This window comes from uncultured Corynebacterium sp., from assembly GCF_947253065.1.
Lineage (GTDB): Bacteria > Actinomycetota > Actinomycetes > Mycobacteriales > Mycobacteriaceae > Corynebacterium.
The window spans coordinates 137149-161637 of the sequence record NZ_CAMXWS010000001.1 but is presented as its reverse complement, the minus strand read 5'-3'; the positions used below and the strand labels follow the sequence as shown (position 1 = coordinate 161637).

Here is a 24489-nt window from a genome sequence, read left to right as displayed (position 1 = left end):
GCGCGCTAAAGTTGGGTGCATGACTGATGCACCCGTACGCGTACGTTTCTGCCCGTCGCCGACCGGAACACCCCACGTGGGAATGGTCCGGACGGCGCTTTTCAATTGGGCGCAAGCTCGGCACACCGGCGGAACACTGGTTTTCCGCATTGAGGATACCGATGCTGCCCGAGACTCGGAAGAGTCCTACCAGGCCATCATTGATTCCCTGAAGTGGCTCGGCATGGAGTGGGACGAAGGAGTTCTCACTGGTGGCCCGCATGAGCCGTACCGTCAGTCCCAGCGCATGGACATCTACAAAGACGTCCTTGACAAGCTGATTGAGGCTGGCGAGGTCTACCCGGCGTATTCCACTGCCGAAGAGGTCAAGGAGCGTCACATCGCTGCTGGCCGTGACCCACAGCTCGGCTACGATAATTTCGACCGTGAGCTGACCGAAGAGCAGGTCGCTGCCTTCAAGGCAGAAGGTCGTGAGCCGGTGTGGCGTCTGCGTATGCCGGATAAGGATTGGAAGTGGAATGACCTTGTCCGCGGCGAAGTGGAATTCAAGTCTGCGACCCAGCCGGACTACGTCGTCGCCCGCTCCAATGGCGCACCGCTTTACACACTGGTGAACCCTGTTGATGATGCGCTGATGGGCATCACTCATGTCCTCCGTGGCGAGGATCTGCTGTCTTCCACTCCGCGCCAGCTCGCTCTGTACGAGGCGCTGCAGCGTATTGGTGTCACCGATTTCACGCCGGAATTCGGTCACCTCCCGTTCGTGATGGGGCAGGGCAATAAGAAGCTGTCCAAGCGTGATCCGGAATCCAACCTGTTCAACCATCGCGATAACGGCATCATTCCGGAGGGCATGATCAACTACCTGGCCCTTCTGGGCTGGTCGCTTTCGGCGGATCAGGACATTTTTTCTGTCGATGAATTCGTTAAGGCCTTCGACATTAAGGACGTTCTGGGCAACCCGGCACGTTTTGATCAAAAGAAGCTTGAGGCAATCAATGCGGATCACATCCGCATGCTCGAGCCGGAGGACTTCAAGAACCGTCTGCGCGATTACCTGAGCGAGTACACGGACTTCCCGGCTGATTACCCGGCGGACAAATTCGCTATCGCGGCGGATCTTGTGCAGACCCGCATCAAGATGCTGGGTGACGCATACGGCCTGTTGAAGTTCCTCGTCACGCCGGATGCAGAGCTCACGCTCGATGAGAAGGCAGCGCGTAAGAATCTCAAGGAAGATGCGATTGAGCCGCTCGAGGCTGGCATTAAGGCGCTCGAGGGCATCGAGGAGTGGAGCACCGAGAATATCGAGAGCGCACTCAGCGGCGCGCTTATCGACGATCTGGGGCTCAAGCCGCGCAAGGCCTACGGTGCTCTCCGTGTCGCTGTGTCTGGTGCAGCAGTCTCGCCGCCACTGTTTGAGTCCATGGAGCTGCTCGGCCGCGAGTCCACTCTGGCTCGCCTCCGTGCAGCACGGGAGGTCACTCCGTTCGCTCCGGCAGCAGAGTAGCTCCCTTTGAACGATTAGTAATCACATCGGCGTTATTTGAAGGCATCTTTTAAGTGCTTCTACCTGCTGATTTGGTGCCGTATCGTCGGTGTGGTTATAGTAATCGTCGTTGTTCAGAGCAACCGGAACTTCACCGGAAGCGCTGAGTAAACGATGGCCTATGGTGTAATTGGCAACACTACGGTTTCTGGTACCGTCATTCTAGGTTCGAGTCCTGGTAGGCCAGCTGCAGAAAACTAGCAATAGCGCTCTGCAGGACAAAAAGTCCTTATGCCCCGTTCGTCTAGCGGCCTAGGACGTCGCCCTCTCACGGCGGTAACACGGGTTCAAATCCCGTACGGGGTACAAAGAGAATGCCTCCGGTTCGCTTCACACGAAGTTGGCCGGAGGTTTTTCGTTATCGTGGTGGCCATGTTGCGCGAAAATATGCTCACTGTGTCCCAAACAAAAGCGATCGGTCGCGATGAGTTCACCATCACTAATGGTGCGGGGCAGGTCCTCGGAACTGCCCGTCAGACGCTGAAATTGAGTGACCTGGTCAAGGCTTCACGCGGGGTAGAGGTCTTTGATCAAGCCGGCAATCTCGTACTCGTCATCGAGGATCCGGTGAACCTGTTCTGGGACACCTACATCGTCCACCGTGCGGACCCACACACAGGCGCACAGACAGAGCTAGCCCACATCAAGAAGAAATTCGCCTGGATTGGCGCGAAATATGACGTTGACATTGCGGGATACCCACCGGTGAATATCGATGGTGAGATCTTCCAGCTGAACTACCAGCTTTCTGCTGGAGGCCATCCGCTCGCACGAGTGGATGCCGAATATTCGGGGTTCGGCCGAGCATTGATGGGGAAGACGAACTACCGTCTCGTGTTCCAAGAGGGGCTTGATCAGAACCTTCATGCAGCAGTGATCGGGATCGCTTTGGCGCTTGATATGCGTCGTTCCAAGCTGCGCGAGAGCTAGGTTCACGCTTCATCCAGCAAGACTTCAGAGTCGGTGCTACGGTGAGCCCGATTTGAGAAAAACTGAAAGGACCTCCTTCGTCATGCGCATTTCCCGTAAATCTTTGTCTGTTGTCGCTGTATTCGGAGCTGCCGCACTTACTCTGGCCGGCTGCTCTGAACCAGACGTTGACGATTCCGCAGCACATGGGGGAAATGACGGCGCGGCCGAGCAGTCAGGTGACAAGACAGTGATCACTGTCTACACTTCTGAGCCGGAGGAGAAGGTCGACCAGATCAACCAGGCCTTCACCGAGGAGAACCCGGACGTCGAGGTGCAGGTGTACCGTGCCGGCACCGGCGATCTGAAGGCACGTATTGATGCTGAGAAGTCTTCGGGCAAGGTCGAAGGCGACCTCATCTGGGCAGCAGATGCTCCGACCTTTGAGGAGTTCAAGGAACAGGATCTGCTCTCGAAATTCGACGCAGTCACCACCGATGAGGTGCTCGAGGAGGTCGTTGATGAGGACGGCTACTACGTGGGCACCCGTCTGATTCCGACCGTGATCGCGTACAACACCGATGTCATTGATCAGGCAGATGCGCCGAAGTCGTGGGCTGATCTGACGGATGAGAAATACATGGACAAGATCGTCATGCCAGATCCGGCTGTCTCTGGCGCAGCGGCATTCAATGCGACTGTGTGGATGAATAACGAGAAGCTCGGTGAAACCTGGGTTGAGGACCTGGGCAAGAATAAGCCGATGATCGCGGCTTCGAATGGACCGACTTCTCAGGAGATTGCTGGCGGTGGTCACCCGGTCGGCGTTGTTGTGGATTACCTCGTGCGTGATCTGGCTGCGAAGGGTTCGCCGATCAAGGAGGTCTACGCAACGGAAGGTTCCCCGTACATCACTGAGCCGATCGGTGTGTTCAAGGATTCGGAGAAGAAGGAAGCGGCCCAGCGCTACATCAACTTCATTTTGTCCGAGAAGGCTCAGAAGCTTGCTGTGGAACAGAATTACCTGCCGGTGCTTGAGTCTGTGGGCACCCCTGGTGATGCGCCGAAGCTTGACGATATTGAGCTGATGACCGTGGATCAGGAGACGCTGACCAACGACCGCCAGCGTTCGGTCGACTTCTTCCAGAACTCCGTCAAGTAGTCACCGAACCTCCCTCACCGTCTGGATTTCAGTTTCATAGTGGGCACACGTTTTACGCCCGGGATCTCTATTGCCCGTATCGGAATTTGGTTGGTCGCCGCGGCGATTTTGATCGCGCCGCTGGCGATGGTTATCTCGCTTGCGCTCGGCGGCAACCAATTTCCCGTTCTCATTGAGCAAGGACTTGCCACAGCAACGTGGAATTCGGTCTATACGACGCTGCTGTCGTCGATAGCCGCTGTCGTGATTGGTGCGACCGTAGCGATCCTTCTGGAGCGCACCGATATTGGTGGCTCAACCGTGCTGAGGTTGTTTTTGCTGTCGCCTTTGCTGGTGCCACCTTTTGTTGGCGCGATTTCTTGGTTGCAGCTTTTTGGCCGTAACCAGGGGCTCAATGGCATCTTCAGTGAGCCGCTCTGGGATATCTATGGTGCGGACGGCATTATCTTCCTGATGACGTTGCACTCGTACCCGATCGTCTATGTCATCGTGGCTGCGGCTTTGCGTTCTATTCCTTCGGACTTAGAGCTCGCCGCGAGAATCGGTGGTGCGGGAACTGCAACGGTTCTGCGGACGGTGACGATTCCGCTTTTGGGGCCGGCATTCCTGAGCGCTTTCACGTTGACTGCTGTGGCCAATTTGGCTGATTTCGGTATTCCTTCGATCTTGGGTTCGCCTGTGCGATTCGAGACATTGGCGACGATGGTTTACCGCTTCATGGAGTCCGGGACGGTGGACAATCCGCTGCAGGTGGTTTCGACCGTTGGCACTGTGCTGATGCTGTTGGGCATCGCCGCGGTGGTTGCGGATTATCTGGTGTCGCGTCGTGGCTCCACCGCGGTTTCTGGTAGTGGCACGATGAAGCTGTCCTTGGGTCGTGCGAAATGGCCGGTAACGATTGTGACGTGGATTATCGCGCTGTCGATCACGCTCGGTCCTGTTTTGGGGTTGACGTACCGTGCATTGCTGCCGGCACCTGGTGTTCCGTTCACGTTGGAGAATATTTCCTTTGCTAATTTCACCAGCACGCTGACTAATCCTCGTGTCCAGGACGGCTTCTTCAACTCTGTTCTGCTCGCGGCGGGAGCTGCGCTTGGGTGTGCGCTTTTCGGTTGGGCGATCGGCATCCTGGTGACTCGTACGCGCGCACGGTCGAATACAGCACTGAGTCTATTGACCCTGCTGCCGAATGCGCTGCCGGGTCTGATTATTGGTGTGGGTTGGGTGATCGTTGGCCGCTACACAGGCGTGTACAACACCGGTTGGGTGATTCTGCTTGCGTATATTTGCGCGTTCACAGCGATGGTGTTGCAGGCTGTGCGCGCCCCCTTGGGCAAGATTCCCACCAGCGTGGAGGAAGCCGCGCAAATCTCTGGAGCAAGTCGTCTTCGTGCCCTGTGGGACACTTCCGGGCGGATGGCCTTACCAGCTGTCGCGTCAGGCGCGGTTCTTGTTGCTGTGACAGCAGTGCGCGAGTTGACCATCTCGATTCTTCTGGTCTCTCCGGGCACGACAACGATCGGTGTTCAGTTGTTCAACCTGCAGCAATCCGGCAATTATAATCAAGCATCTGCATTGGCGCTCATGTTCGTGGTGATCGGCATCGCTGCGCTCGCGCCGACGGTGCGCAACCCCGCTAAGGAGCGATAATGAGCGATATCGGCATCGAGAACCTCGGCGTCACATTCCCGGATGGCACGCAAGGGTTGAAGGATATTTCGCTGGATATTCCAAGCGGTGAATTTGTTGCGCTCGTGGGCCCGTCTGGTTCGGGCAAGACCACGTTGTTAAGGACAATTGCGGGCTTTATCGAGCCGACGGAAGGCACGATCACGCTCGGGGGAGAGGACGTCTCTTCGACGCTTCCCGAGAAGCGCCACATGGGCATGGTCTTTCAGCAGCATGCGGTGTGGCCGCACATGAGTGTTGCGGACAATGTGGCGTATCCGCTGCGGCGAGCGGGGATCAAGCGCGCTGAGGCGAATCAGCGAGTGGAGCGCACGCTTGAGATGGTCGGACTTGCGGGCTACGGCAAACGCAAGCCAGACACGCTTTCAGGTGGTCAACGTCAACGTGTGGCACTAGCTCGCGCGATCGTTGCGGAGCCACGCGTTTTGCTTCTCGACGAAGCCCTGTCCGCCCTCGACGAGCCCCTCCGTGATGCGCTACGCCGTGAGATCGTGGCGTTGACGTCGAAGAAACAGCTGACCACGGTTCATGTCACTCACGATAGGAAGGAAGCGATCGCGATCGCTGATCGAATTGCTGTGCTTCACGATGGAGTGCTTGAGCAATTCGACACTCCTCATACAGTGGTGACACGTCCTGCGACGGCGTGGACGGCATCGTTCATCGCAGATGCCACAGTGCTCGATGGTGTGGTGCGGGGTGGTGAGGTTGTCGTCGATAAGCCAGCGCTGAAATGGAGCACTGCTGAAGTTGAGTGTGGTCCCGGCACTGATGTACTGGCTGATGGGGAAGAGGTGACCGTAGCGGTGCTCCCGGCTGCGGTGCACGCAGGTAGCGCGGAAGGGGCCATGGTGACGGCGACGGTCACTTCGGTGCTGTTTGAAGTGACCAGCTACTCGGTAACGCTTGAGAGCGACGGGACGGAATTCCGTGCCCGGATGGCGGTGGATCCGAAACCTGAGGTCGGCGATCGGGTTGAAGTGAAGATTCAAAGGCCTTTGGTCTATTTGAAAAAGGCCCTCTGACCAAGGGATTTGTTTTGATGGCGTGCGTCATTTACTGTTAGCTGGTCGCATTCAATAGCGAGCGCGCCCCGTTCGTCTAGCGGCCTAGGACGTCGCCCTCTCACGGCGGTAACACGGGTTCAAATCCCGTACGGGGTACAAAGAAATACAGCGGAGAATCCAGCACAACGAAAATGTGGGGCTGGATTTTTTGCTACTTAAGTCAGCATCAAGCTTTAGGGCCGAGCTCTTCCTCAAGCACCTGCTGCGCTACCTTCATCGCGGACAGCGCTGCGGGTGCGCCGCAGTAACCCGAGGCATGGATGATCGCCTCGGTGATTTCTTCGCGGGTCAGACCATTATTGAGTGCGCCACGGACGTGCCCGCGAAGTTCCTCGGTGGCACGGAGTGCAACGAGCATGCCGATATTGAGCAAGCTTCGGTCGCGACGACTCAAACCGTCACGCGTCCAAACAGAGCCCCAAACAGTGGCAGTGACGTGCTCCTGGAGTTCCTCGCCATCGGTGCCAGCATTGCGGCTCAGTGCCGCGTCAACGAAATCATCGCCCATGACTTCGCGACGGATCTGAATGCCAGCGTCGAAGCGGCCGTCGGTCTGCGACTGCGTGGTGGATTGTGGGTCGGTTGCGTCTGCATTGGTCATGATGTGAAACCTATTCAGATTGTTTGGTTTAGCTGCTGAGCTGCAGCCTGAAGTTCTTTTCCCCACTTATCGGTAGGGGACGGCTTGAGCCTTTCAACGGGCCCGGAAATGGAAAGCACTGCTAGTACTGCACCGTTTGGGCCGTAGATCGGGGCGGAGACACTAGCGAGGCCGACTTCGCGTTCTGCGACGGATTCAGCAAGACCAGTCGAGCGGACGGTGACCATTTCTTTGTCGGGGAAAGCGGCGTCGACAAGCTTGTGGGCGGCAAAGATCTTGGCTGCGGAACCGCGATCAAGAGGCAGTTGCGAGCCGACCGGCACGGTATGGGTCAATCCGCTCGGTGGCTCGATTGCGGCGACGCAGGTGCGAGTCGTGCCGGTGAGCTCGTAAAGCTGAACTGACTCATTCGTCAGGTCGACCAATTCCGCCATGATCGGTTTCGCTGCATCAATGATTTGCGATGGGGCGGATGCCGCGTAGCGGGCGAGTGCCGGCCCGATGGTCCATGCACCAGCTTCGGTGCGGACAAGAATCTGATGGATCTCCAAAGCCGTGGCGAGACGGTGCGTCGTCGCACGTGGCAGGCCAGTCTCCGCGCTCAATTCGGAGAGCGTCTTGTCGCCGGTGGCGACGGCGTCGATAAGCGCGATCGAGCGGTCGAGGACCTTAATGCCAGAGCTGGTGTCGGTAGCCGACTTTTCTACAGAATTTCCCACAGGGTGGATCATAGCATCTCACTATATGGTCGCCTGGCCGACCGGGAATGTGGGGAGTCGGTGTGCGGGAAGGTGCAGGCATGTATTAAGCTGTCTCACTAAATGGAAACTGTAATCCCGCAATACGGAATTGCTGGGGCCTGAGGAGGAAACGACTATGGCGCAACAAGAACAACCGTTGACGCTGGCGGAGAAAGTCTGGCGCGATCACGTGATCAAGAAGGGTGAAAATGGAGACCCCGATCTGATCTATATCGACTTCCAGCTTCTCCACGAGGTTACATCCCCTCAGGCATTTGATGGTTTGCGCATGAACGGCCGAAAGATCCGCCGTCCGCAGCAGCACCTCGCTACTGAGGATCACAACGTGCCCACCGTGGGGATCAGGTCGGGCAACCTGCTCGAGATTGAGGAACTGACTTCACGCACCCAGGTGTCCACGCTGCGCAAGAACTGTGAGGAATTCGGTGTGCGCCTGCACTCCATGGGTGATGTGAAGCAGGGCATCGTTCACACAGTCGGCCCGCAGTTGGGCATTACTCAGCCAGGCATGACCATTGTATGTGGTGACTCGCACACCTCGACGCACGGTGCGTTTGGCTCCATTGGCATGGGCATTGGCACCTCTGAAGTTGAGCATGTCATGGCGACCCAGACTCTGCCGCTCAAGCCGTTCAAGACCATGGCTGTTGAGGTCTCTGGCGAGCTGCAGCCGGGCGTGACCGCGAAGGACCTGATCCTGGCCATCATTGCTAAGATCGGCACCAATGGTGGTTCTGGCCACATCATTGAATACCGTGGGGAGGCCATTGAGAAGCTCTCCATGGAAGCTCGTATGACCATCTGCAATATGTCTATTGAGGGCGGTGCGCGTGCAGGCATGGTCGCCCCAGACGAGAAGACTTTTGAATATGTCAAGGGCCGCGAATTCGCACCGAAGGGCAAAGACTGGGACGAGGCTGTTGCCTACTGGAAGACCTTGCCCACCGATGAAGGCGCGAAATTCGACACTGTCGTGGAAATCGATGGTTCGGCATTGACCCCGTTTGTCACGTGGGGCACCAACCCAGGCCAAGGCCTGCCACTGGCTGAGTCTGTTCCGGACCCGGAATCCTTTGGCGATGACACCTTGAAGGCTGCCGCCGAGAAGGCTCTGAAGTACATGGACCTGGAGCCGGGCACACCATTGCGCGACATCAAGATCGACACTGTCTTCTTGGGGTCCTGCACCAATGCTCGTATTGAGGATCTGCGCGCAGCAGCTGATGTGATCAAGGGCAAGAAGATCCACCCGGAGACCCGCATGATGGTCGTGCCGTCCTCAGCGATGGTGAAGCAGCAGGCGGAAGAAGAAGGCCTGGACCAGATCTTCCGTGACTTCGGTGCAGATTGGCGTACCGCGGGCTGCTCGATGTGCCTGGGTATGAACCCGGACCAGCTGAAGCCGGGCGAACGCTCCGCATCCACGTCGAACCGTAACTTTGAAGGCCGTCAGGGCCCTGGCGGGCGCACTCACCTGGTGTCCCCGCTGGTTGCTGCGGCGACCGCGATTACCGGCCACCTGTCCAGCCCCGCTGATTTGGACTAATTCGAGCAGGAAAGTCAAGGAGTAATAATGGAGAAGTTCACCACCCACACCGGCGTTGGCGTCCCGCTGACCCGCTCGAATGTGGATACTGACCAGATCATTCCCGCTGTTTACCTGAAGCGGGTCTCGCGCACCGGATTCGAGGACGGCCTGTTCTCCAACTGGCGCACCAATGAGCCGGATTTCGTGCTCAATCAGGAAGCGTTCAAGGATGGTTCTGTGCTGTTCGCCGGACCGGATTTTGGCACTGGCTCATCGCGCGAACACGCAGTGTGGGCCTTGATGGATTATGGCTTCAAGGCCGTGTTCAGCCCGCGCTTCGCTGATATCTTCCGTGGCAATACGTCTAAGGCAGGACTGTTGGCAGGCCAGATGACGGATGCGGATATCCAGCTGATCTGGAAGCAGCTCGAGCAGGAGCCAGGCCTTGAGGTCACGGTTTCGCTCGAAGACCGCACAGTCACCGTTGGTGAGAATACCTACACCTTCGAGATCGACGACTACATTCGCTGGCGCCTCATGGAAGGCCTCGATGACATCGGGCTGACGCTGCGGGACGAGGATGCCATCGAGAACTTCGAGTCCTCGCGCCCGGCTTATAAGCCGTCGATTAGCTAACGCACCGGCAGTGCCGACGGCAAATAGTCGGCACCGGTGAGCTTGCCGTCGTTGAAGGAGAGCACCCAAACAGATCCCTTCTTCGATTTGATCTCCTCATCGATGGGCAAGCGACCATTCGCAGACAGCCAGGCGACCATATTTGGAATGATGTCGCCCTGGGAGCAGATCACGCTGACGCCGCCCTCGGCTACGACATCCATGAATGCCTTCTGGGCTCCCACCATGTCCTCTAGCCAACCGTTATCACCGAAGAGCTTGTTCACCTCGACGGACAGATTCAATTCGTCGGCAAGCGGGGCAATAGTGCTTTGGCAACGAGCCGGAACTGCGGAATAGATGCGGTCAGGACTAAACGGCGCCAACATCGGCACAAGCATCTCCGACTGACGGCGCCCCTTCTTATCCAGCGGACGCAAATTATCGTCGCCCGCCCACTTCTTGCGGTCATGGGCACGACCGTGGCGGACGTACAAAATGCGCGCGGTGGTCGGTAGCCCGAAACGCTTCTCAGCTTTTTCAAGCACCTGGCGATCCAAGTCATACGACATGATTTCCTTGGCTTCGGTCAACGGGAGCCAACGAATCTCATCGACCTCTTCATTGGCTTCGAATTCTCCGCCAGTGACCTCGCCAGTCCAGTAGTAGACGACTTTGGTCGAATCCTTCACCGGGTACACAGTCTTGCCGAGCAGCTTGCCCAAGCGCACGTCATAGCCAGTTTCTTCCTTGATTTCGCGCACTGCCGTGACCACGATCGATTCGCCCGGGTCAACCTTGCCCTTGGCTAGCGACCAGTCGTCATAACGTGGGCGGTGGATGCATGCGACCTCAATTTGGCTTGGATCCTCAGTATCGCCACGCCACAAAACAGCACCTGCAGCCAACGTGGTGGATGCGAATTCATCGGCTGGTTTTGAGGGAATCTCCTGGTGGCGGCCGGTAAGAAACTTCTCGCCCTGGAGGTCTTTATCGTCTTCGTGCATCTTCGACTTTTTGCCCATGGTCTTTATTGTCTCGCATCTAACGCGGGCGCGCATAACCCAGTTTTGAATGGGGCAGTGCTCTACACTGTGACCGACACAAATTCGACAGGCGAAAGTGAAACGAAAGGCGGGCTCGTATGGTCAAGGTGGCAGTCCTTGGCGCAGGTTCATGGGGAACAGCGCTGGCGAAAGTCTTCGCTGATGCCGGTAATTCCGTGAGCCTCTGGGCACGCCGCACCGAGCTCGCGCAGGCGATCCAGACAACGCACATTAACGCGGATTACCTCGACGGCATCGTTCTTCCGGAGACTATTGAAGCAACTGATGATGCTGCTGAAGCGATCGATTCTGCGCAGATTGTCATCCCTGCAGTGCCTAGTCAGACAATGCGTGAGAACCTTGCAGCCTGGACTCCTCATATTCCTACGGATTCGACGATTGTCTCGATCTCTAAAGGCATCGAAGCAGGCACGTATAAGCGGATGAGCGAGGTGATCACGGAGGTCACTGGGATTGATCCTGAGCGAATCGCTGTGCTGACGGGACCAAACCTGGCGCGCGAGGTCGCTGATGAACAGCCAGCCGCAACAGTCATTGCGTGTACTGATTTGAATCGCGCCAAGCTCGTTCAGGCTGCATGTGCGACGTCATACGTTCGCCCGTACACCAATACCGATGTCATTGGATGTGAGATCGGCGGTGCTTGCAAGAATGTCATTGCTCTGGCTTGTGGTATGGCCGCTGGCAAGGAGATGGGGGAGAATACACAGGCCACGCTTATTACTCGAGGCCTGGCGGAGATCACACGCCTTGGTATGCAGCTCGGGGCAGAGCAACCGACTTTCGCTGGTCTTGCGGGCCTGGGCGACCTCGTGGCCACATGTGGGTCGAAGCTGTCGCGTAACCGCACATTCGGTGAGCGTCTCGGTCGAGGCATGACGCTGGAAGAGGCACGAAAAGCGACGAACGGTCAGGTCGCTGAGGGTGTGATCAGCTCAAAGAGTATTTATCAGCTGGCTTTGGAGCAGGGCGTAGATATGCCTTTGACGGAAGCAGTTTACTCCGTGTGCCACCGAGACATGCATGTCAATGAAATGATCGCCTCACTGATGGGGCGCTCCAAGAAATCGGAGTAAACGCTTGTAGTGTGGTTCCCATGATCACACTCGCCGTTATTTACGGTGGAATGTCTTCCGAGCATTCCATTTCCTGCATCTCTGCTGGCGCCATCATGGCGGAACTACCTCGGGATGAATATGAGATCTTCCCGGTTGGTATTACCCAAGATGGCACGTGGGTCGTTGGGGAAACGGATCCAGTCAAGGATTCGCAGTTGCCCAGTGTGGAAGGTGGCAGGGAAGTGGCTCTGTCGGTGAATCCTGCTCGTCGTGGAGAGTTCTTTGACCCGAATACTGGTGAAGTGCTGGCGACTGTAGATGTCGTTTTCCCCGTGCTGCACGGCACCAATGGTGAGGATGGCACGATCCAAGGTTTGCTCGATCTGGCAGGTGTGCCATACGTGGGCACGGGCGTGCTGTCTTCGGCGTGCTCCATGGACAAGGAGTTCACCAAGACGATCGTGCGTGCAGCAGGCGTGCCGGTGACGCGTGAATTCATTCTTCATGAACACGCGGATTTCGCAGACATCGATGAGGACGTGCGCGAGTACTTGGGGCTGCCCGTCTTTGTTAAGCCGGCTCGCGGAGGATCCTCGATCGGCATTAACCGGGTGCAAAGCTGGGACAAGCTCGAAGACGCGGTGCGTTTTGCTCGCCTCTACGATTCCAAGGTGATCATTGAGGCTGAGCTCGTCGGCGATGAAGTCGAGGTCGGCGTTATTGAACGTCCGGACGGTGAGCTGGTCGCGTCACCGCCGGCTAAGCTCAACGGCACGGCCGATTCGGATGAGGGCTTCTACGGTTTTGAAACGAAGTACCTCGACAATGTGGTCACCGCGACGATTCCTGCAGGCTACGACGATGAGCTCAATGATGAGCTCGCGGAGCTGTCTCTGAAGACTTTCCGCGCTTTGAGCTGCGAGGGTCTGGCGCGCGTCGATTTCTTCGTCACGGAATCCGGCCCGATGCTCAACGAAGTGAATACCATGCCTGGGTTCACGTCGATTTCGATGTTCCCGCAGGTCTTTCTCGCCGCAGGAATGACTTACGGCGAGCTGTTGAAAACGCTGATCGCTACTGCTCTGGCACGTGCTGAGCAATAAGCTCGCTTAGCTGGGTGAGAGCGCCTTCGCCCACCCCAGCAGGTACGGAAACCGCGATATCGGTCGTCCGCCCCAGGGCATACAGGGTGGTGGATTGCGAGGCATTGTCGCTGCCAGCATCCTCAAACCATGGCACGTCGTTGACCTGCGTGAGCTGCGCACCAGGCTCGTAATGTGCAGGAGGCTCGACACCGCATTTCAGCACGAGTGGGTCCTTGCCATCAGCACCCCACGCTGCGGCGTTGCTCTCCAGTCCATGTACCGCCGTGACATCCAGGCGACTGTAGTCTTCAGCGATTTCATCAGGCAGCTGCGCCATAAGCTCGCGGCAAGCAGCATCTGCGGCTGAAGCATTGCTTATCGACGCCACATCTGCCAATGGCGCCCGATGCGGATCCACGGACTCCTCTGGTAGACCACTGAGATTCAGGTCCGCGACTGGGGCGTCATCATTGACCAAAGCTGCATCGTCAGCTGTCACAGCGACGACGGGGGAACGGTCCACTGTGAACCACGTGGTCAGGTTCGACCCCGGTGTCGGGTCCGTGACCTTTATCCATTCCGCACCACCGAGCTCGTGTGTCTGCGTTAGCTCCGTGTACTGCAATGGTGCATCAACACCGCAGCGCAGTGTCACGCGTTGGGCGGAAGACGTCTGCCACACGGCGGCTCCTGCTGGTGCAGGATCTGCCAGGGTTGCGCGGGAGTGGCCGGCGACTGTGTCCGGGAGGCCGTCGATAAGCTCGGCGCACTGTGGGCTATCTGCTTCGGGCGATGGCAACTCTGCTAGCGCGACAGGCTGATTGTTAAGCTTCTGAAGGTACAACTTCGAGCCGACCAGCACACCGGCGACGAGCAACAGAGCAAGCACCAAGCTGAGCACAATCAGAGGACGACGCATGACACCTGTCTGTTCTGTGGTCCCGCCATTGTGCTGATTGAATTCACTGTGGCTGACATGCTGTTCATCGGTAGTGTGCCTGGTGCTCATAGCGGCTCATCTTATGCGTCAATGTCGAATACGACGGAAAGGCCCCTTTTAGGACTGTGATCCAGATCGGTTACCCAACGGACGGCCCCACGCTCGGGGACGTCGGCGAACACGCGGTGATTGCGGCAATCACAGAGGCGACTCCATCCGCTGTCAATGGCGATGATGCTGCAGTTCTGCACCGCTCTTCACCGAATTCCCGGGTCGTGGCCACGACCGACATGTTGGTTGAAGGGCGCCATTTTCGATGGGATGTGACCACTCCGTGGCACGTGGGCCGAAAAGCGATTGTGCAAAATTTCGCCGATGTTGAGGCCATGGGGGCACGCCCGATCGCGGCATTGCTCTCGCTATCCGCACCGAAACACCTGCCTGTTGCTGTGGTCAAAGACCTCGCTCAGGGGATTGGGCACGAAGTAGAGAAATACGCCGCCGAGCTCGTTGGTGGTGATGTCACATCAGGCGACAGTCTTGTCATGTCGATCACCGCCATTGGATCCCTCGGTGGCAATCGTCCGCCACTGACACTGGATGGTGCTCGCGCTGGCCAGAACGTCGTTGCGCATGGCGCGATCGGTTACTCGGCCGCTGGTCTAGCGTTGCTGGAATCCGGGCTGGACATCCCAAGCGAATTCGAGCCACTCGTGCAGGCCTACCAAGCCCCAACGATCACTCCGGGTGCTGGCGTGGTCGCACGCTCAGCGGGGGCAACGAGCATGACTGACAATTCCGATGGTCTGCTGCACGATCTCCGGATGATTGCTGAGCGCTCCGGGATGCGGATCAATCTGGACTCCGCGACGGTGGCTCCCGATGAACTCCTTCAGCGTGCCGGCGAATTCTTGTCGCACGACCCGTGGCAGTGGGTCTGCGAAGGGGGAGAAGACCACACCTTATTGGGCACGCTTAATGGGGAAGCACCCGTTGGCTTCCGCACGATCGGGTCTGTGTCCAAGCTCGGCACCGATGAGGAACCAGGCGTCAAGGTCGATGGCCAGGCACCGAAGTACAGCCAAGGATGGGAGAGCTTCGCATGAGTTTGCCTGTGCACCCCTCATGGCAAGAACCATTGGCACCGGTCGAAGACACAATCCATACGATCGGGAATTTCCTGCGCGAGCAGCCTGCATACTTGCCGGCGGGCAACGATATCTTGCGCGCCTTTGCTGACCCCTTTGATGACGTCCGGGTATTGATCGTGGGGCAGGACCCATACCCGACGCCCGGACACCCGATGGGGCTGAGTTTTTCCACTCAACCTGGCGTTCCTGCCCCGCGCTCGCTGGTGAATATCTACAAGGAACTGCAGGATGATCTAGGCATCCCACCTCGCCAAGACGGTGATTTGTCTTCATGGGCCAGCCAGGGAATCCTGTTGCTTAATCGAGTGCTCACGGTAGCTCCTGGTCAGCCCGGTTCTCACCGTCGCGTCGGTTGGGAAGAAGTCACTGAAACGGCGATTCGCGCGCTCGCGGACCGTGACGCACCACTCGTTGCCATTCTGTGGGGCCGTGATGCGCAAACTACGAAGCGATTCTTGGGTGATACCCCCTGCATTGAGTCCGCCCACCCTTCTCCGCTGGCTGCGCACCGAGGATTCTTCGGCTCGCGTCCGTTTTCCCGTGCTAATGAGGCACTCCGTGCGCAGGGCGCGGACGGTGTCGACTGGGCACTGTAGAGTAAGGCTCCATGACTAATCCCGTGGTGATCGATGGCGCACGACTTCTGTCGTGGGCTCGTCGCACCGCACAAAAATTAGAGATGCACCGTGAGGAAATCAATAGCCTCAACGTTTTCCCGGTGCCGGATTCCGATACGGGCTCCAATATGGCCCACACGATGTCTGCGGCAGTTGCACAGGCAGAAAGCCTTGAACCAGGGGCAACCTGCCCAGATATCGCCTCGGCCTTGGCTATTGGCAGCGTCAAGGGTGCACGCGGGAATTCCGGCGTGGTGCTCTCACAGGTTCTGCGTGGTGTTGCACAGGCAGCGACAGAAGGCGATCTGGATGGTGCGAATGTCGCTGAAGCACTGTCCAATGCGGTCGTTTACGTTGACCGTGCGATCAATGAGCCGGTCGAGGGAACGATTGTCACTGTTCTGCGCGAAGCTGCCCAAGCTGCGAAAGATGCGCTCGCCGTGGATAAAGGTCTTGTCGGTGTGACTGCCGCTGCCGTCGCAGCTGCGGAAGCAGCATTGGAAAAGACGCCATCCCAGCTTGCCGAGCTTCGGGATGCCGGCGTGGTCGATGCCGGCGGTCGTGGCCTGGTCCTGATCTTGGCGGCATTGCGTGATGAAGTTTCGGGAATCTCCGATGATTCACAGGTTCAGGGATCTACTGCGACTGACAGTTTCACTTTTGTATCTGAGGAAGATTCCCACGGTCACACTGGCTGGCTGGAGATCATGTTCATGTTCTCTGGTCCAGTCGATGAGCTTGAATCTGCGATCGCGCCTTTAGGCACCAGTCTGGTCACCGCACGTGTTTCGGACACTGAGGCGAAGATTCATATCCATTCGCTGCAAGCAGGCACGGTCATTGAACAGGCTTATGGTCTCGGCGCCGTGACCGATCTGCGATTGGAAATTCTCCCCGACCCCAACGAGGAAGTCGCTGGCATCACCGCAGACCGACTGATCATCGCGCTTGCTCCCGAAGGGGCAGTTGCGGGACTGTACCGCCAAGCCGGAGCCACCGTTTACAGCCCAGGCGCGGAGCTGGCCAGTGAGGTAGCTCAATGCGTTACCGCAAACGGGACAGAAGACGTCATTGTTCTTCCGAATGGCCAAACGGACTGCGTGCAGCTTTCACACGTTGAGCAGGCCGCGGTGGCAGTTGGTGCGCACATCGCGGTCTTGCACACAACCAGGTTGGTCGGGGGAATCGCAGCGCTCGCGGTGCATGATCCACGACTTCCACTCGACGCAGCAGTAGCGCACATGGATGAAGCTGCCGCAGATATGCGTGCAGCAGATATCGTTCGCAGCGAAACAGGTCGTCTCACCGCGACAACGCCTGATGGGGTACTCGCGGAAGGAGAGTCGGTTCAGGAAGTCGTCGATAAGGCATGCGCGAAATTGCTTGCCGACGGCGGCGAGCTGATCACCCTCTTGCTTGCCACCGAAGCCGCGAGCGCCGTCGACGTCGCTGAACTCGAAGCAAGCCTGGATGCCGAGATTTTGATCTATCCTGCCGACGGCATGGGCATGCTCGGCCAAATCGGGGTGGAATAAGCAGTGCTGGGGCTTAACTACACCACGCCGCTGAACCTGATCATTCCCACGCGTCCGGCCCGCGCGATTGCGAAGGCTTTCGGGATTGAGACCGCGGAAGGCCTGCTCGAGCACTACCCACGCAAATATCTCCGTTACGGCAATGCCAGCGCACTCGAAGGGGCCTTGCCTGATGACCGGATCACTTTCATTGGCACTGTCGTGGCAACCAGGATGATTCAAGGCAAGCGGCCGATCTTCAAAGTGCGTGTCACGGACGGTCACGGCAATATCGACGCCACATTCTTCAGTGCGAAATACGCCCCGCGTGTGCTGCACGAAGGTGTGCGTGCCATGTTCACTGGGAAGCTGAGCTATTTCAACGGTCAGCCCCAGCTCCAGCACCCAGACTTCCTTATTCTGGACGCCCCGAAATTCAAAGACAAGGATGGCCGGCGCCCCACGCCGAAAGGCGGGGCGACTGGCTCGATGAAGCAACTTTCAGTCTTTGGCGATCCCGATGAGATCCTTGCCGGTCGCGAGTGGCTGCCGGTGTACAAGGCCACGAAGAACTTGTCCACCTGGACGCTCATGGGTGCGGTCAATGCGGTGCTGGACACTCTGCCGCCCGTCGAAGAACCGCTGGGTTTCACCCCGGAAGGCTTCGTCTCGCTCGATGAAGCTATTCGCCAAATCCACAATCCGACGACGGCTGGGCCGGAACCTGCGCGCGAACGCCTCAAATACAACGAGGCGCTGCGCGTTGCACTGATCATGGCTCTACGCCGGGCGGACTCTAGTCACCGGACCGCGCCAGCATTGCCGCGCGTGGAGGGAGCTTCCCAAGAGCAGATGCTGACCAATCTGCCGTTTGCTTTCACTGCTGGGCAGAGAAAAGTTTTTGAAGAGATATCCGGGGACCTGCGAAGCACTGCCCCGATGAGTCGTCTGCTGCAAGGCGAAGTCGGCTCCGGCAAGACCATCGTCGCTTTGGCGGCAATGCTCCAAGCTGTGGACAACGGGATGCAGTGTGCGCTTCTGGCTCCCACGGAAGTCTTGACGCTTCAGCACGAGAAATCCCTGCGAAAAACCCTCATGCGCACAGGGGTTCATGCTCGCGTCGTTGCACTGACCGGTTCCATGTCGACAGTGCAACGACAAGAAGCATTGCTGGCGATCGTCTCTGGCGAGGCGGACATCATCGTGGGAACGCACGCGATCATTCAAGACAACGTCGACTTTTTCAAACTCGGATTTGTCGTGGTTGATGAACAACACCGCTTCGGTGTGGAGCAGCGCGATCGCCTGCGCGATAAAGCAGGGGAGTCCACCCCGCACCTGCTGGTCATGACCGCAACGCCGATTCCGCGCACCATCGCCATCACGGTGTTTGGCGACCTCGCGGTATCGACACTGCGTGAATTACCGGGAGGGCGTAAACCGATTCAGTCATCGATCGTGCCCGAATTCAAAGACGCCTGGATTCAAAGAGCATGGGAGAAAATCAAAGAAGAGGTCTACGCCGGACACCAGGCTTATATTGTTTGCCCGCGTATCGACGGACCCGGCGGTGTCCTTGAAATCGCAGACATTTTAGGAAAAACCCACTTCAAGGGACTCACTGTCGGAATACTCCACGGCAGGATGAAGGGCGAAGACAAGGACGCTGTGATGTCAGCATTCGCTGCCGGTGAAATCGACGTGCTGGTTTCCACGACGGTGATCGAGGTCGGCGTTGACGTGCCTAATGCCACCGTGATGATGGTGCGAGAATCTGAGCACTTCGGTGTCTCGCAGCTGCACCAGCTGCGTGGTCGCGTCGGGCGCGGTGGCTTTGAATCACTATGCCTCTTCCACACCTTTGCTGGTCCCGATACTCCGCAATTCGAACGTGTCTCCCAAATCGCAGCGATCACAGACGGATTCCAGCTCGCAGAGCTTGACCTCCAGAACCGCCAGGAGGGCGATGTGCTGGGCACACACCAGTCGGGCAATGAGCGCCAGTTAAAGCTTCTTAATCTGGTTGAAGACTACGAGATCATTCAACGCGCCTACGACGACGCCGAAGCAATAGTCGCAGCCGACCCAGAGCTTGCCCGCTCGGTCACCGACACCGAGATTCTTGAAGAATTCGAATACCTGGAAAAGAGCTAGCGCCCGCGCGCATTAAACTGTGCCCCATGAGCCGAATCATTTCTGGTGAAGCCCGCGGACGCACCATCAAAGTTCCCCCGGAGGGCACGCGTCCCACGTCTGACCGAGCGCGTGAAGGACTGTTCTCGTCTTTGCAGGTCCGATTTGGCTTTGCCGGCCAGAAAGTCCTGGATCTCTTCGCTGGTTCTGGCGCACTGGGCCTAGAAGCAGCCTCCCGTGGAGCAGACGAAGTCGTGCTGGTGGAGTCCAATGCCGATGCTGTAGAGATCATCCGCCACAACATGAAAGTGGTGGGACACCCGCACGTCACCGTGGAACAGGCCAAGGTTTCTGCCTATGTGCCACGTGCGCCGAAAGAGCACTTCACCATGGTGCTGGCCGATCCTCCGTATGACTTGGCCGACGAGGACATCGCAGAGATGGTCCAAGCTTTGGTACCTCTTCTCGCTGATGAAGCAGCCGTAGTCATTGAACGCCACCGTGACAGCCCAGAGACTGCGTGGCCAAAAGGATTCACCCCGACTGGGCAGAAGCTGAAGAAGCGACTGTACGGTATAGCTCGTATGGATATGGCGACGTTTTCACGCGAAGACATCGCTGACCACGACTAAGGCCAGTTAGAAAAGCAAGGAAGAATCACGATGACGAAAGCGGTCTGCCCGGGATCCTTTGACCCAGTCACCAACGGCCACCTAGACATCTTCACCCGCGCATCGCGCAGCTTCGACGAGGTGATTGTCTTGGTGACTGCGAACCCGAATAAGCAGACTGGTCTTTTCACTATTGAAGAGCGCATGGACTTCATCCGTGAAGTCACGCGTGATCTTCCGAATGTCACTGTGGACACCTGGGGTGGCTTGCTGGTGGACTACACCACGGCACACCGGGTCGGCGCGCTGGTCAAGGGGCTGCGTTCCTCGTTGGACTATGACTACGAATTGCCAATGGCGCAGATGAACCGCCATCTGTCTGGTGTGGACACCTTCTTTCTCATGACTGATGAAAAGTACGGCTATATTTCCTCTTCGCTGTGCAAGGAAGTGGCCAAATACGGTGGCGATGTGAGCGGACTTGTTCCGGACTGCGTTGTTGAAGCAATGAACGCTAAGTACAAGGGATGAGTATCACCCTTACCGTCCTGATTGTCTTCCTCGCCGTTGGTGTCGGTGCGTGCTTTCAACGCATCGCCGGCATGGGTGTGGGACTGCTTTCCGGCCCTGTTCTCTCGCTGTTCCTCGGGCCGGTCGAAGGTATTCTCGTGGTCAACGTCTTGGCTGCGACGAATGCGCTGATCACCAGCATCAATATGCGTGCTGATATCGACTGGCGGAAATTTGGTCTCATCGCGCCCGCCCTGGTCTTCGGCGCGATCCCCGGTGCGCTTCTGATCCGTGCGGTCGAACCAAATGTCGTGCTCGTCTTAGTTGGTGCGCTCTTGCTGGCTGCTCTAGCGCTTGTGACATTCGGCCGTCGCTTCGTACCAGAGCCTCATGGAGTGCTTCCTGCCATCACGGCAGGCATGGCCGGGGGATTCATGAATACCCTCGCCGGAATCGCTGGCCCAGCGATCACGGTTTATACCCAAGCTGCGCGGTGGGAACAGCGCATCTACGCAGCCACCCTGCAGCCGATCTTTCTGGTCAGTGGAGTCTTGTCCTTCGCCATCAAAGAATTCACCGGCGCAGCTGATCTCAGCGGGGTTGACCCGTGGATCTGGCTGGCCGGTGCAACGGGAATGATCCTTGGCATTTGGGTGGGAACCAAACTTTCGCCAAAGATATCCCGCGACGTAGCGCACAAGATCGCGCTACTGCTCGCAGCACTTGGTGGTTGCACCGCTTTGATCCACGGTGCCACCGGGCTGCTGGGGTAGGAGCCCTTAGAAAATCGACGAGAGGAATTCCTTGGTGCGCTCGTGCTGAGGATTATCCAATACCTGCTCGGGCGTACCTTGCTCGACGATGGTGCCACCGGACATGAATGCAACAGTGTCCGCGACCTCATGTGCGAAGGACATTTCATGCGTGACCACGATCATGGTCATGCCGCTGGCAGCAAGCTCTTTCATGACTCGCAGAACCTCGCCGACGAGCTCGGGGTCGAGAGCAGAGGTCGGTTCGTCGAAAAGCATGAGCTTGGGGTCCATTGCCACCGCACGTGCGATGGCGACGCGCTGCTGCTGGCCGCCGGAAAGCTGGACAGGAAACGCCTCGGCCTTGTGGGCGAGGCCGACCTGCTCGAGCAGCTGCATCGCCTTCTTCTTCGCGTCCTCAGGCTTTTCGCCCTTGACGTGAATCGGAGCCTCAATGATGTTCTCCAGCACCGTGCGATGTCCGAAAAGATTGAAGGACTGGAAGACCATGCCGATATCGCGGCGCTGCAAGGAGGCTTCCTTCTCGGAGATCTCGTGCAGCACACCATCTTTTTCCTTGTAGCCGATCAGATTGCCATCGACATAAAGACGTCCAGCGCTGACCTTTTCCAAGTGGTTCACACAACGCAGGAAGGTCGACTTGCCTGAACCGGAAGGTCCGATAAGACACGTGACCTCACCAGGCTGGACCTCGAGGTTGATGCCCTTGAGAACATCGAGGGTGCCAAAGGACTTCCACACATCCACTGCCTGGACCATCGGGGTGGAAGAGACGGAGGAATTAGTCATGGTTAACGGTTCCTTTCCACGACAGTGACGTTATTGGGAGCTTTGCCTTCGGCATCGGTAAGTGCGGCGAGCTGACGGGCAGTGAGCTCGCGGGTGACACCTCGGTCGAAATAGCGCTCGAGGTAGAACTGGCCGACCATCAGGATCGACGTGATCACCAGGTACCAAGTAGCTGCCACAAGCAGCATCGGCACCGGCTCGAAGAGCGCAGCAGCGATATCCTGCGAGCGGCCGTAGAGCTCCAACGAATAGGGAACAGCGACCACGAGCGAAGACGTCTTCAACAGGGAGATGAACTCGTTGCCAGTCGGCGGAATGATGATGCGCATTGCCTGGGGGAGCACCGTGCGGCGCATGGTCATGCTCCAGCCCATGCCCAAGGCTTTCGACGCCTCGATCTGGCCCTCCGGAACTGAATTGATGCCCGAACGAACGATCTCCGCCATATAACCAGCCTCGTTCAGACCGAGACCGATCACTGCGAGAGCGAAAGCGGAAGAGGTGAGAGCCTCGAGCGAGACCTGAGTGAAACCGAGATTCACCGACTGGTAGATCGCACCGAGCAGACCCCAGAACACGAGCTGCACATAAATCGGGGTGCCACGGAATACCCAGAGGTACAGCCACGCAATGGACTTGAATACCGGGTTCGGTGACATACGCATCACGGCGAGGATCACGCCGAGCACAACACCGATGATCATGGACAACACAGTGATAGCCAGAGTGTGGCCAGCAGCCGTGAGAATCCGAGTATCAAACAGGTACGCCCAGTAGGTTCCCCAACCATAAGCTTCACGGTTGGCAGCATCCCAGATGAACAGGACGAACAGGACAAGGAGCACAGCAGCAGTGATCCAACGGCCTGGGTGGCGCAGCGGTTTAGCCTCGATCCGCTCGGGTTTCCCCGAAGAACCCCTCTTTGTCGTTGTGGTGCTCATGGTTACTGCCCTCCTACAGGCTGCTCGTTGATCTGTGCCTGCTCAAGCAGGCCTGTTTCCACGCCCCACTGGGACAGAATGCGCTCGTATTCACCGGTATCGATGAGGTGCTGCATTGCTGCGGCCATTGCTGGACCAAGAGGCGAATCCTTCGGAACTGCGAAGCCATACGGTGCCGCATCGAACATGTCGCCGATGAGTTCTAGCTGTCCGTCGGACCTATTCACTGCCCACGCGGTGACAGGGGAGTCAGCGCTGAGGGCATCCGCACGCCCGACCAGTGCAGCCAACGCTGCATTATCCGAAGTGTCATAGGAAAGTACGGTGATGGGATTGCCTTCTTCAGCGCACTTTTCGGCTTTCGGACGCACATCATCGGTTTCAGAGACCGTGGTGCGCTGGACAGCAATGGTCAGTCCGCACGGGTTTTCCGGATCGATGTCCTCGCCTGGCTGGGCGGCCCACTGAATGCCGGCGTAGAGGAAGTTCACAAAGTCGAAATTCTCACGACGCTCAGGGGTGTCAGTGAAACCGGACATGCCTGCATCAAGGGTGCCGGCTTGAACGGCGGGCAAGATCATGGCGAAGTCCTGCTCCTGCGCGTCATACTCAAGACCCATCACGCTTGCTACCGCACGACCCAGGTCCATTTCCATGCCGATGATGCGACCTTGTGAGTCTTTGAACTCAAAGGGAGCAAAAGGTGGATTGGCACCGATGGAGAGTTTTCCGGATGCCTGAATATCTTCCGGAACCATAGCGGCGATTTCCGGGACTTCAGCCGGGGTGATTTCCTCCCAGCCCTCCGGGTGGCCGCCCTCGGCGTTAGTGACGCAGCCAGCGAGCATAGCCACCGGAAGGAGGCATGTGCCGACAGCGGCAGTTTTTACACGGGTGAACATAGGGCTGAGCATACTATGCTCCCAGATGAAAAATTGAAAAAGGCCACGTATGTCACGTGGCCAAAAGTTAAGGGAGAAAGTGGCGAATTAACGCGGCAGATTAGACATCACGATCTGCACTGCCTGACCCAGAACGGTCACGACAGCAGCAATGATGGCGTAGTTGATCACCAGCTGGGTCGCGCCTTGCACGCGCTGCTCGGTGTTCTCACCCTTGAAAAGCAGGGAGTAGGGGCGGAAAGCCATCTCCAAGAAGCCCTTGAAGGAGTCTTCCTTCATGGAAGAAGCCACCTTTGGATCAAAGGCATTTTCGATGCCGCGACCGACGGCAGTATCAGGCAGTTGCGCCTCAGCCTGGGCCGTCTGGGCGGTAGCAGGGGCTGGGGCAATAGCCGGAACAGTGGTCAAAGCAAGCGATGCAGCGAGGACGGAAGAAGCAATCTTTTTACGCATGGCGGAGATACTACCCGTAGCTTGAGGCGAGGAATAATCATTGCAGTGACAAATTTTCACCCTG

At 57.7% G+C, this 24489-nt stretch carries 24 protein-coding genes and 3 tRNA genes; 19 read left to right on the top strand and 8 right to left on the bottom strand.

The genetic code is table 11. From position 1 onward, the window contains the following. The first annotated feature begins 19 nt into the window (after window positions 1–19). From gltX to Q0X21_RS00720, 8 genes are all read left to right on the top strand, one after another. Window positions 20–1510 carry a glutamate--tRNA ligase gene (gltX, locus tag Q0X21_RS00755; protein ID WP_297849778.1) on the top strand — a complete coding sequence of 497 codons (1491 nt, stop codon included), beginning with the start codon at window positions 20–22 and terminating at the stop codon, window positions 1508–1510. A gap of 154 nt (window positions 1511–1664) precedes the next feature. Beyond that, window positions 1665–1736: transfer RNA gene (locus Q0X21_RS00750), tRNA-Gln, on the top strand. Window positions 1737–1782: 46 nt separating this feature from the next. Next, a tRNA-Glu gene (locus Q0X21_RS00745) sits at window positions 1783–1855 on the top strand. 66 nt (window positions 1856–1921) lie between these two features. Further along, window positions 1922–2479: a hypothetical protein gene (locus Q0X21_RS00740; protein ID WP_297849777.1), complete on the top strand. Its 558-nt coding sequence runs from the start codon at window positions 1922–1924 to the stop codon at window positions 2477–2479. 82 nt (window positions 2480–2561) lie between these two features. Beyond that, on the top strand, window positions 2562–3620 hold the full coding sequence (locus tag Q0X21_RS00735) for an ABC transporter substrate-binding protein (protein ID WP_297849776.1): 1059 nt from the start codon (window positions 2562–2564) through the stop codon (window positions 3618–3620). 39 nt (window positions 3621–3659) lie between these two features. After that, window positions 3660–5270, top strand: coding sequence for an iron ABC transporter permease (locus Q0X21_RS00730; RefSeq protein WP_297849775.1), 1611 nt, complete (start codon window positions 3660–3662; stop codon window positions 5268–5270). Further along, the gene (locus Q0X21_RS00725) at window positions 5270–6334 is read left to right on the top strand and encodes an ABC transporter ATP-binding protein (RefSeq protein ID WP_297849774.1); all 1065 of its coding nucleotides are present in this window, start codon (window positions 5270–5272) and stop codon (window positions 6332–6334) included. Before Q0X21_RS00730 ends, Q0X21_RS00725 begins: the two co-directional genes overlap by 1 nt. Window positions 6335–6399: 65 nt before the next feature. Then, window positions 6400–6472 (top strand) — tRNA-Glu (locus Q0X21_RS00720). Between the two features lie 70 nt (window positions 6473–6542). On the opposite strand, the gene Q0X21_RS00715 is transcribed toward Q0X21_RS00720, so the two are convergent. Together Q0X21_RS00715 and Q0X21_RS00710 are read right to left on the bottom strand one after the other, a co-directional pair. After that, window positions 6543–6977 (bottom strand): carboxymuconolactone decarboxylase family protein, encoded by a 435-nt coding sequence (locus tag Q0X21_RS00715; protein WP_297849773.1) that lies wholly within the window; start codon window positions 6975–6977, stop codon window positions 6543–6545. 14 nt (window positions 6978–6991) lie between these two features. After that, window positions 6992–7708 (bottom strand): IclR family transcriptional regulator, encoded by a 717-nt coding sequence (locus Q0X21_RS00710; protein ID WP_297849772.1) that lies wholly within the window; start codon window positions 7706–7708, stop codon window positions 6992–6994. A gap of 145 nt (window positions 7709–7853) precedes the next feature. On the opposite strand from Q0X21_RS00710, the gene leuC reads away from it, so the two are divergent. After that, complete coding sequence (gene leuC, locus Q0X21_RS00705; RefSeq protein ID WP_297849771.1) at window positions 7854–9284, top strand: 3-isopropylmalate dehydratase large subunit; 1431 nt, start codon at window positions 7854–7856, stop codon at window positions 9282–9284. Between the two features lie 27 nt (window positions 9285–9311). Continuing rightward, a complete protein-coding gene (leuD, locus tag Q0X21_RS00700) occupies window positions 9312–9902 on the top strand; it encodes a 3-isopropylmalate dehydratase small subunit (protein ID WP_297849770.1) in 591 nt (196 codons plus the stop codon). On the opposite strand, the gene Q0X21_RS00695 is transcribed toward leuD, so the two are convergent. Continuing rightward, window positions 9899–10906, bottom strand: coding sequence for a bifunctional NUDIX hydrolase/histidine phosphatase family protein (locus Q0X21_RS00695; RefSeq protein WP_297849769.1), 1008 nt, complete (start codon window positions 10904–10906; stop codon window positions 9899–9901). The two genes, leuD and Q0X21_RS00695, sit on opposite strands and share 4 nt — an antisense overlap. A 119-nt stretch (window positions 10907–11025) precedes the next feature. Here Q0X21_RS00695 and Q0X21_RS00690 point away from each other — a divergent pair, with 119 nt between their 5' ends. Together Q0X21_RS00690 and Q0X21_RS00685 are read left to right on the top strand one after the other, a co-directional pair. Next, on the top strand, window positions 11026–12024 hold the full coding sequence (locus Q0X21_RS00690; protein WP_297849768.1) for an NAD(P)H-dependent glycerol-3-phosphate dehydrogenase: 999 nt from the start codon (window positions 11026–11028) through the stop codon (window positions 12022–12024). Window positions 12025–12044: 20 nt separating this feature from the next. Continuing rightward, window positions 12045–13109: a D-alanine--D-alanine ligase family protein gene (locus tag Q0X21_RS00685; protein ID WP_297849767.1), complete on the top strand. Its 1065-nt coding sequence runs from the start codon at window positions 12045–12047 to the stop codon at window positions 13107–13109. Here Q0X21_RS00685 and Q0X21_RS00680 read toward each other — a convergent pair. Beyond that, window positions 13081–14100: a DUF3515 domain-containing protein gene (locus Q0X21_RS00680; protein WP_297849766.1), complete on the bottom strand. Its 1020-nt coding sequence runs from the start codon at window positions 14098–14100 to the stop codon at window positions 13081–13083. The two genes, Q0X21_RS00685 and Q0X21_RS00680, sit on opposite strands and share 29 nt — an antisense overlap. 56 nt (window positions 14101–14156) lie before the next feature. Between Q0X21_RS00680 and Q0X21_RS00675 the strand changes: the two genes are divergently transcribed. The 7 genes from Q0X21_RS00675 to Q0X21_RS00645 are packed head-to-tail and all read left to right on the top strand — an operon-like array spanning window position 14157 to window position 21340. After that, window positions 14157–15137 (top strand): thiamine-phosphate kinase, encoded by a 981-nt coding sequence (locus tag Q0X21_RS00675; RefSeq protein ID WP_297849765.1) that lies wholly within the window; start codon window positions 14157–14159, stop codon window positions 15135–15137. After that, window positions 15134–15778, top strand: a complete 645-nt coding sequence (locus Q0X21_RS00670) for a uracil-DNA glycosylase (protein WP_297849764.1) — start codon at window positions 15134–15136, stop codon at window positions 15776–15778. Before Q0X21_RS00675 ends, Q0X21_RS00670 begins: the two co-directional genes overlap by 4 nt. 11 nt (window positions 15779–15789) lie before the next feature. Further along, window positions 15790–17334, top strand: a complete 1545-nt coding sequence (locus Q0X21_RS00665) for a DAK2 domain-containing protein (protein ID WP_297849763.1) — start codon at window positions 15790–15792, stop codon at window positions 17332–17334. A 3-nt stretch (window positions 17335–17337) separates the two neighbouring features. Beyond that, entirely contained in the window at window positions 17338–19467 is a 2130-nt protein-coding gene (locus tag Q0X21_RS00660) for an ATP-dependent DNA helicase RecG (RefSeq protein ID WP_297849762.1), read from the top strand. Window positions 19468–19493: 26 nt separating this feature from the next. Then, the gene (gene rsmD / locus Q0X21_RS00655; RefSeq protein WP_297849761.1) at window positions 19494–20078 is read left to right on the top strand and encodes a 16S rRNA (guanine(966)-N(2))-methyltransferase RsmD; all 585 of its coding nucleotides are present in this window, start codon (window positions 19494–19496) and stop codon (window positions 20076–20078) included. 30 nt (window positions 20079–20108) lie between these two features. Next, window positions 20109–20588 carry a pantetheine-phosphate adenylyltransferase gene (gene coaD / locus Q0X21_RS00650; protein ID WP_297849760.1) on the top strand — a complete coding sequence of 160 codons (480 nt, stop codon included), beginning with the start codon at window positions 20109–20111 and terminating at the stop codon, window positions 20586–20588. After that, window positions 20585–21340 (top strand): sulfite exporter TauE/SafE family protein, encoded by a 756-nt coding sequence (locus Q0X21_RS00645; protein ID WP_297849759.1) that lies wholly within the window; start codon window positions 20585–20587, stop codon window positions 21338–21340. Before coaD ends, Q0X21_RS00645 begins: the two co-directional genes overlap by 4 nt. Window positions 21341–21346: 6 nt before the next feature. On the opposite strand, the gene Q0X21_RS00640 is transcribed toward Q0X21_RS00645, so the two are convergent. The 4 genes from Q0X21_RS00640 to Q0X21_RS00625 all read right to left on the bottom strand — a co-directional run bounded on the left by Q0X21_RS00640 (window position 21347) and on the right by Q0X21_RS00625 (window position 24425). Then, the gene (locus tag Q0X21_RS00640; RefSeq protein ID WP_297849758.1) at window positions 21347–22129 is read right to left on the bottom strand and encodes an amino acid ABC transporter ATP-binding protein; all 783 of its coding nucleotides are present in this window, start codon (window positions 22127–22129) and stop codon (window positions 21347–21349) included. 2 nt (window positions 22130–22131) lie between these two features. Beyond that, entirely contained in the window at window positions 22132–23070 is a 939-nt protein-coding gene (locus tag Q0X21_RS00635; protein ID WP_297849757.1) for an amino acid ABC transporter permease, read from the bottom strand. 2 nt (window positions 23071–23072) lie between these two features. Continuing rightward, window positions 23073–23972 carry an ABC transporter substrate-binding protein gene (locus Q0X21_RS00630; protein ID WP_297849756.1) on the bottom strand — a complete coding sequence of 300 codons (900 nt, stop codon included), beginning with the start codon at window positions 23970–23972 and terminating at the stop codon, window positions 23073–23075. Between the two features lie 87 nt (window positions 23973–24059). Then, window positions 24060–24425 (bottom strand): hypothetical protein, encoded by a 366-nt coding sequence (locus Q0X21_RS00625; RefSeq protein WP_297849755.1) that lies wholly within the window; start codon window positions 24423–24425, stop codon window positions 24060–24062. Window positions 24426–24489 lie beyond the last annotated feature (64 nt).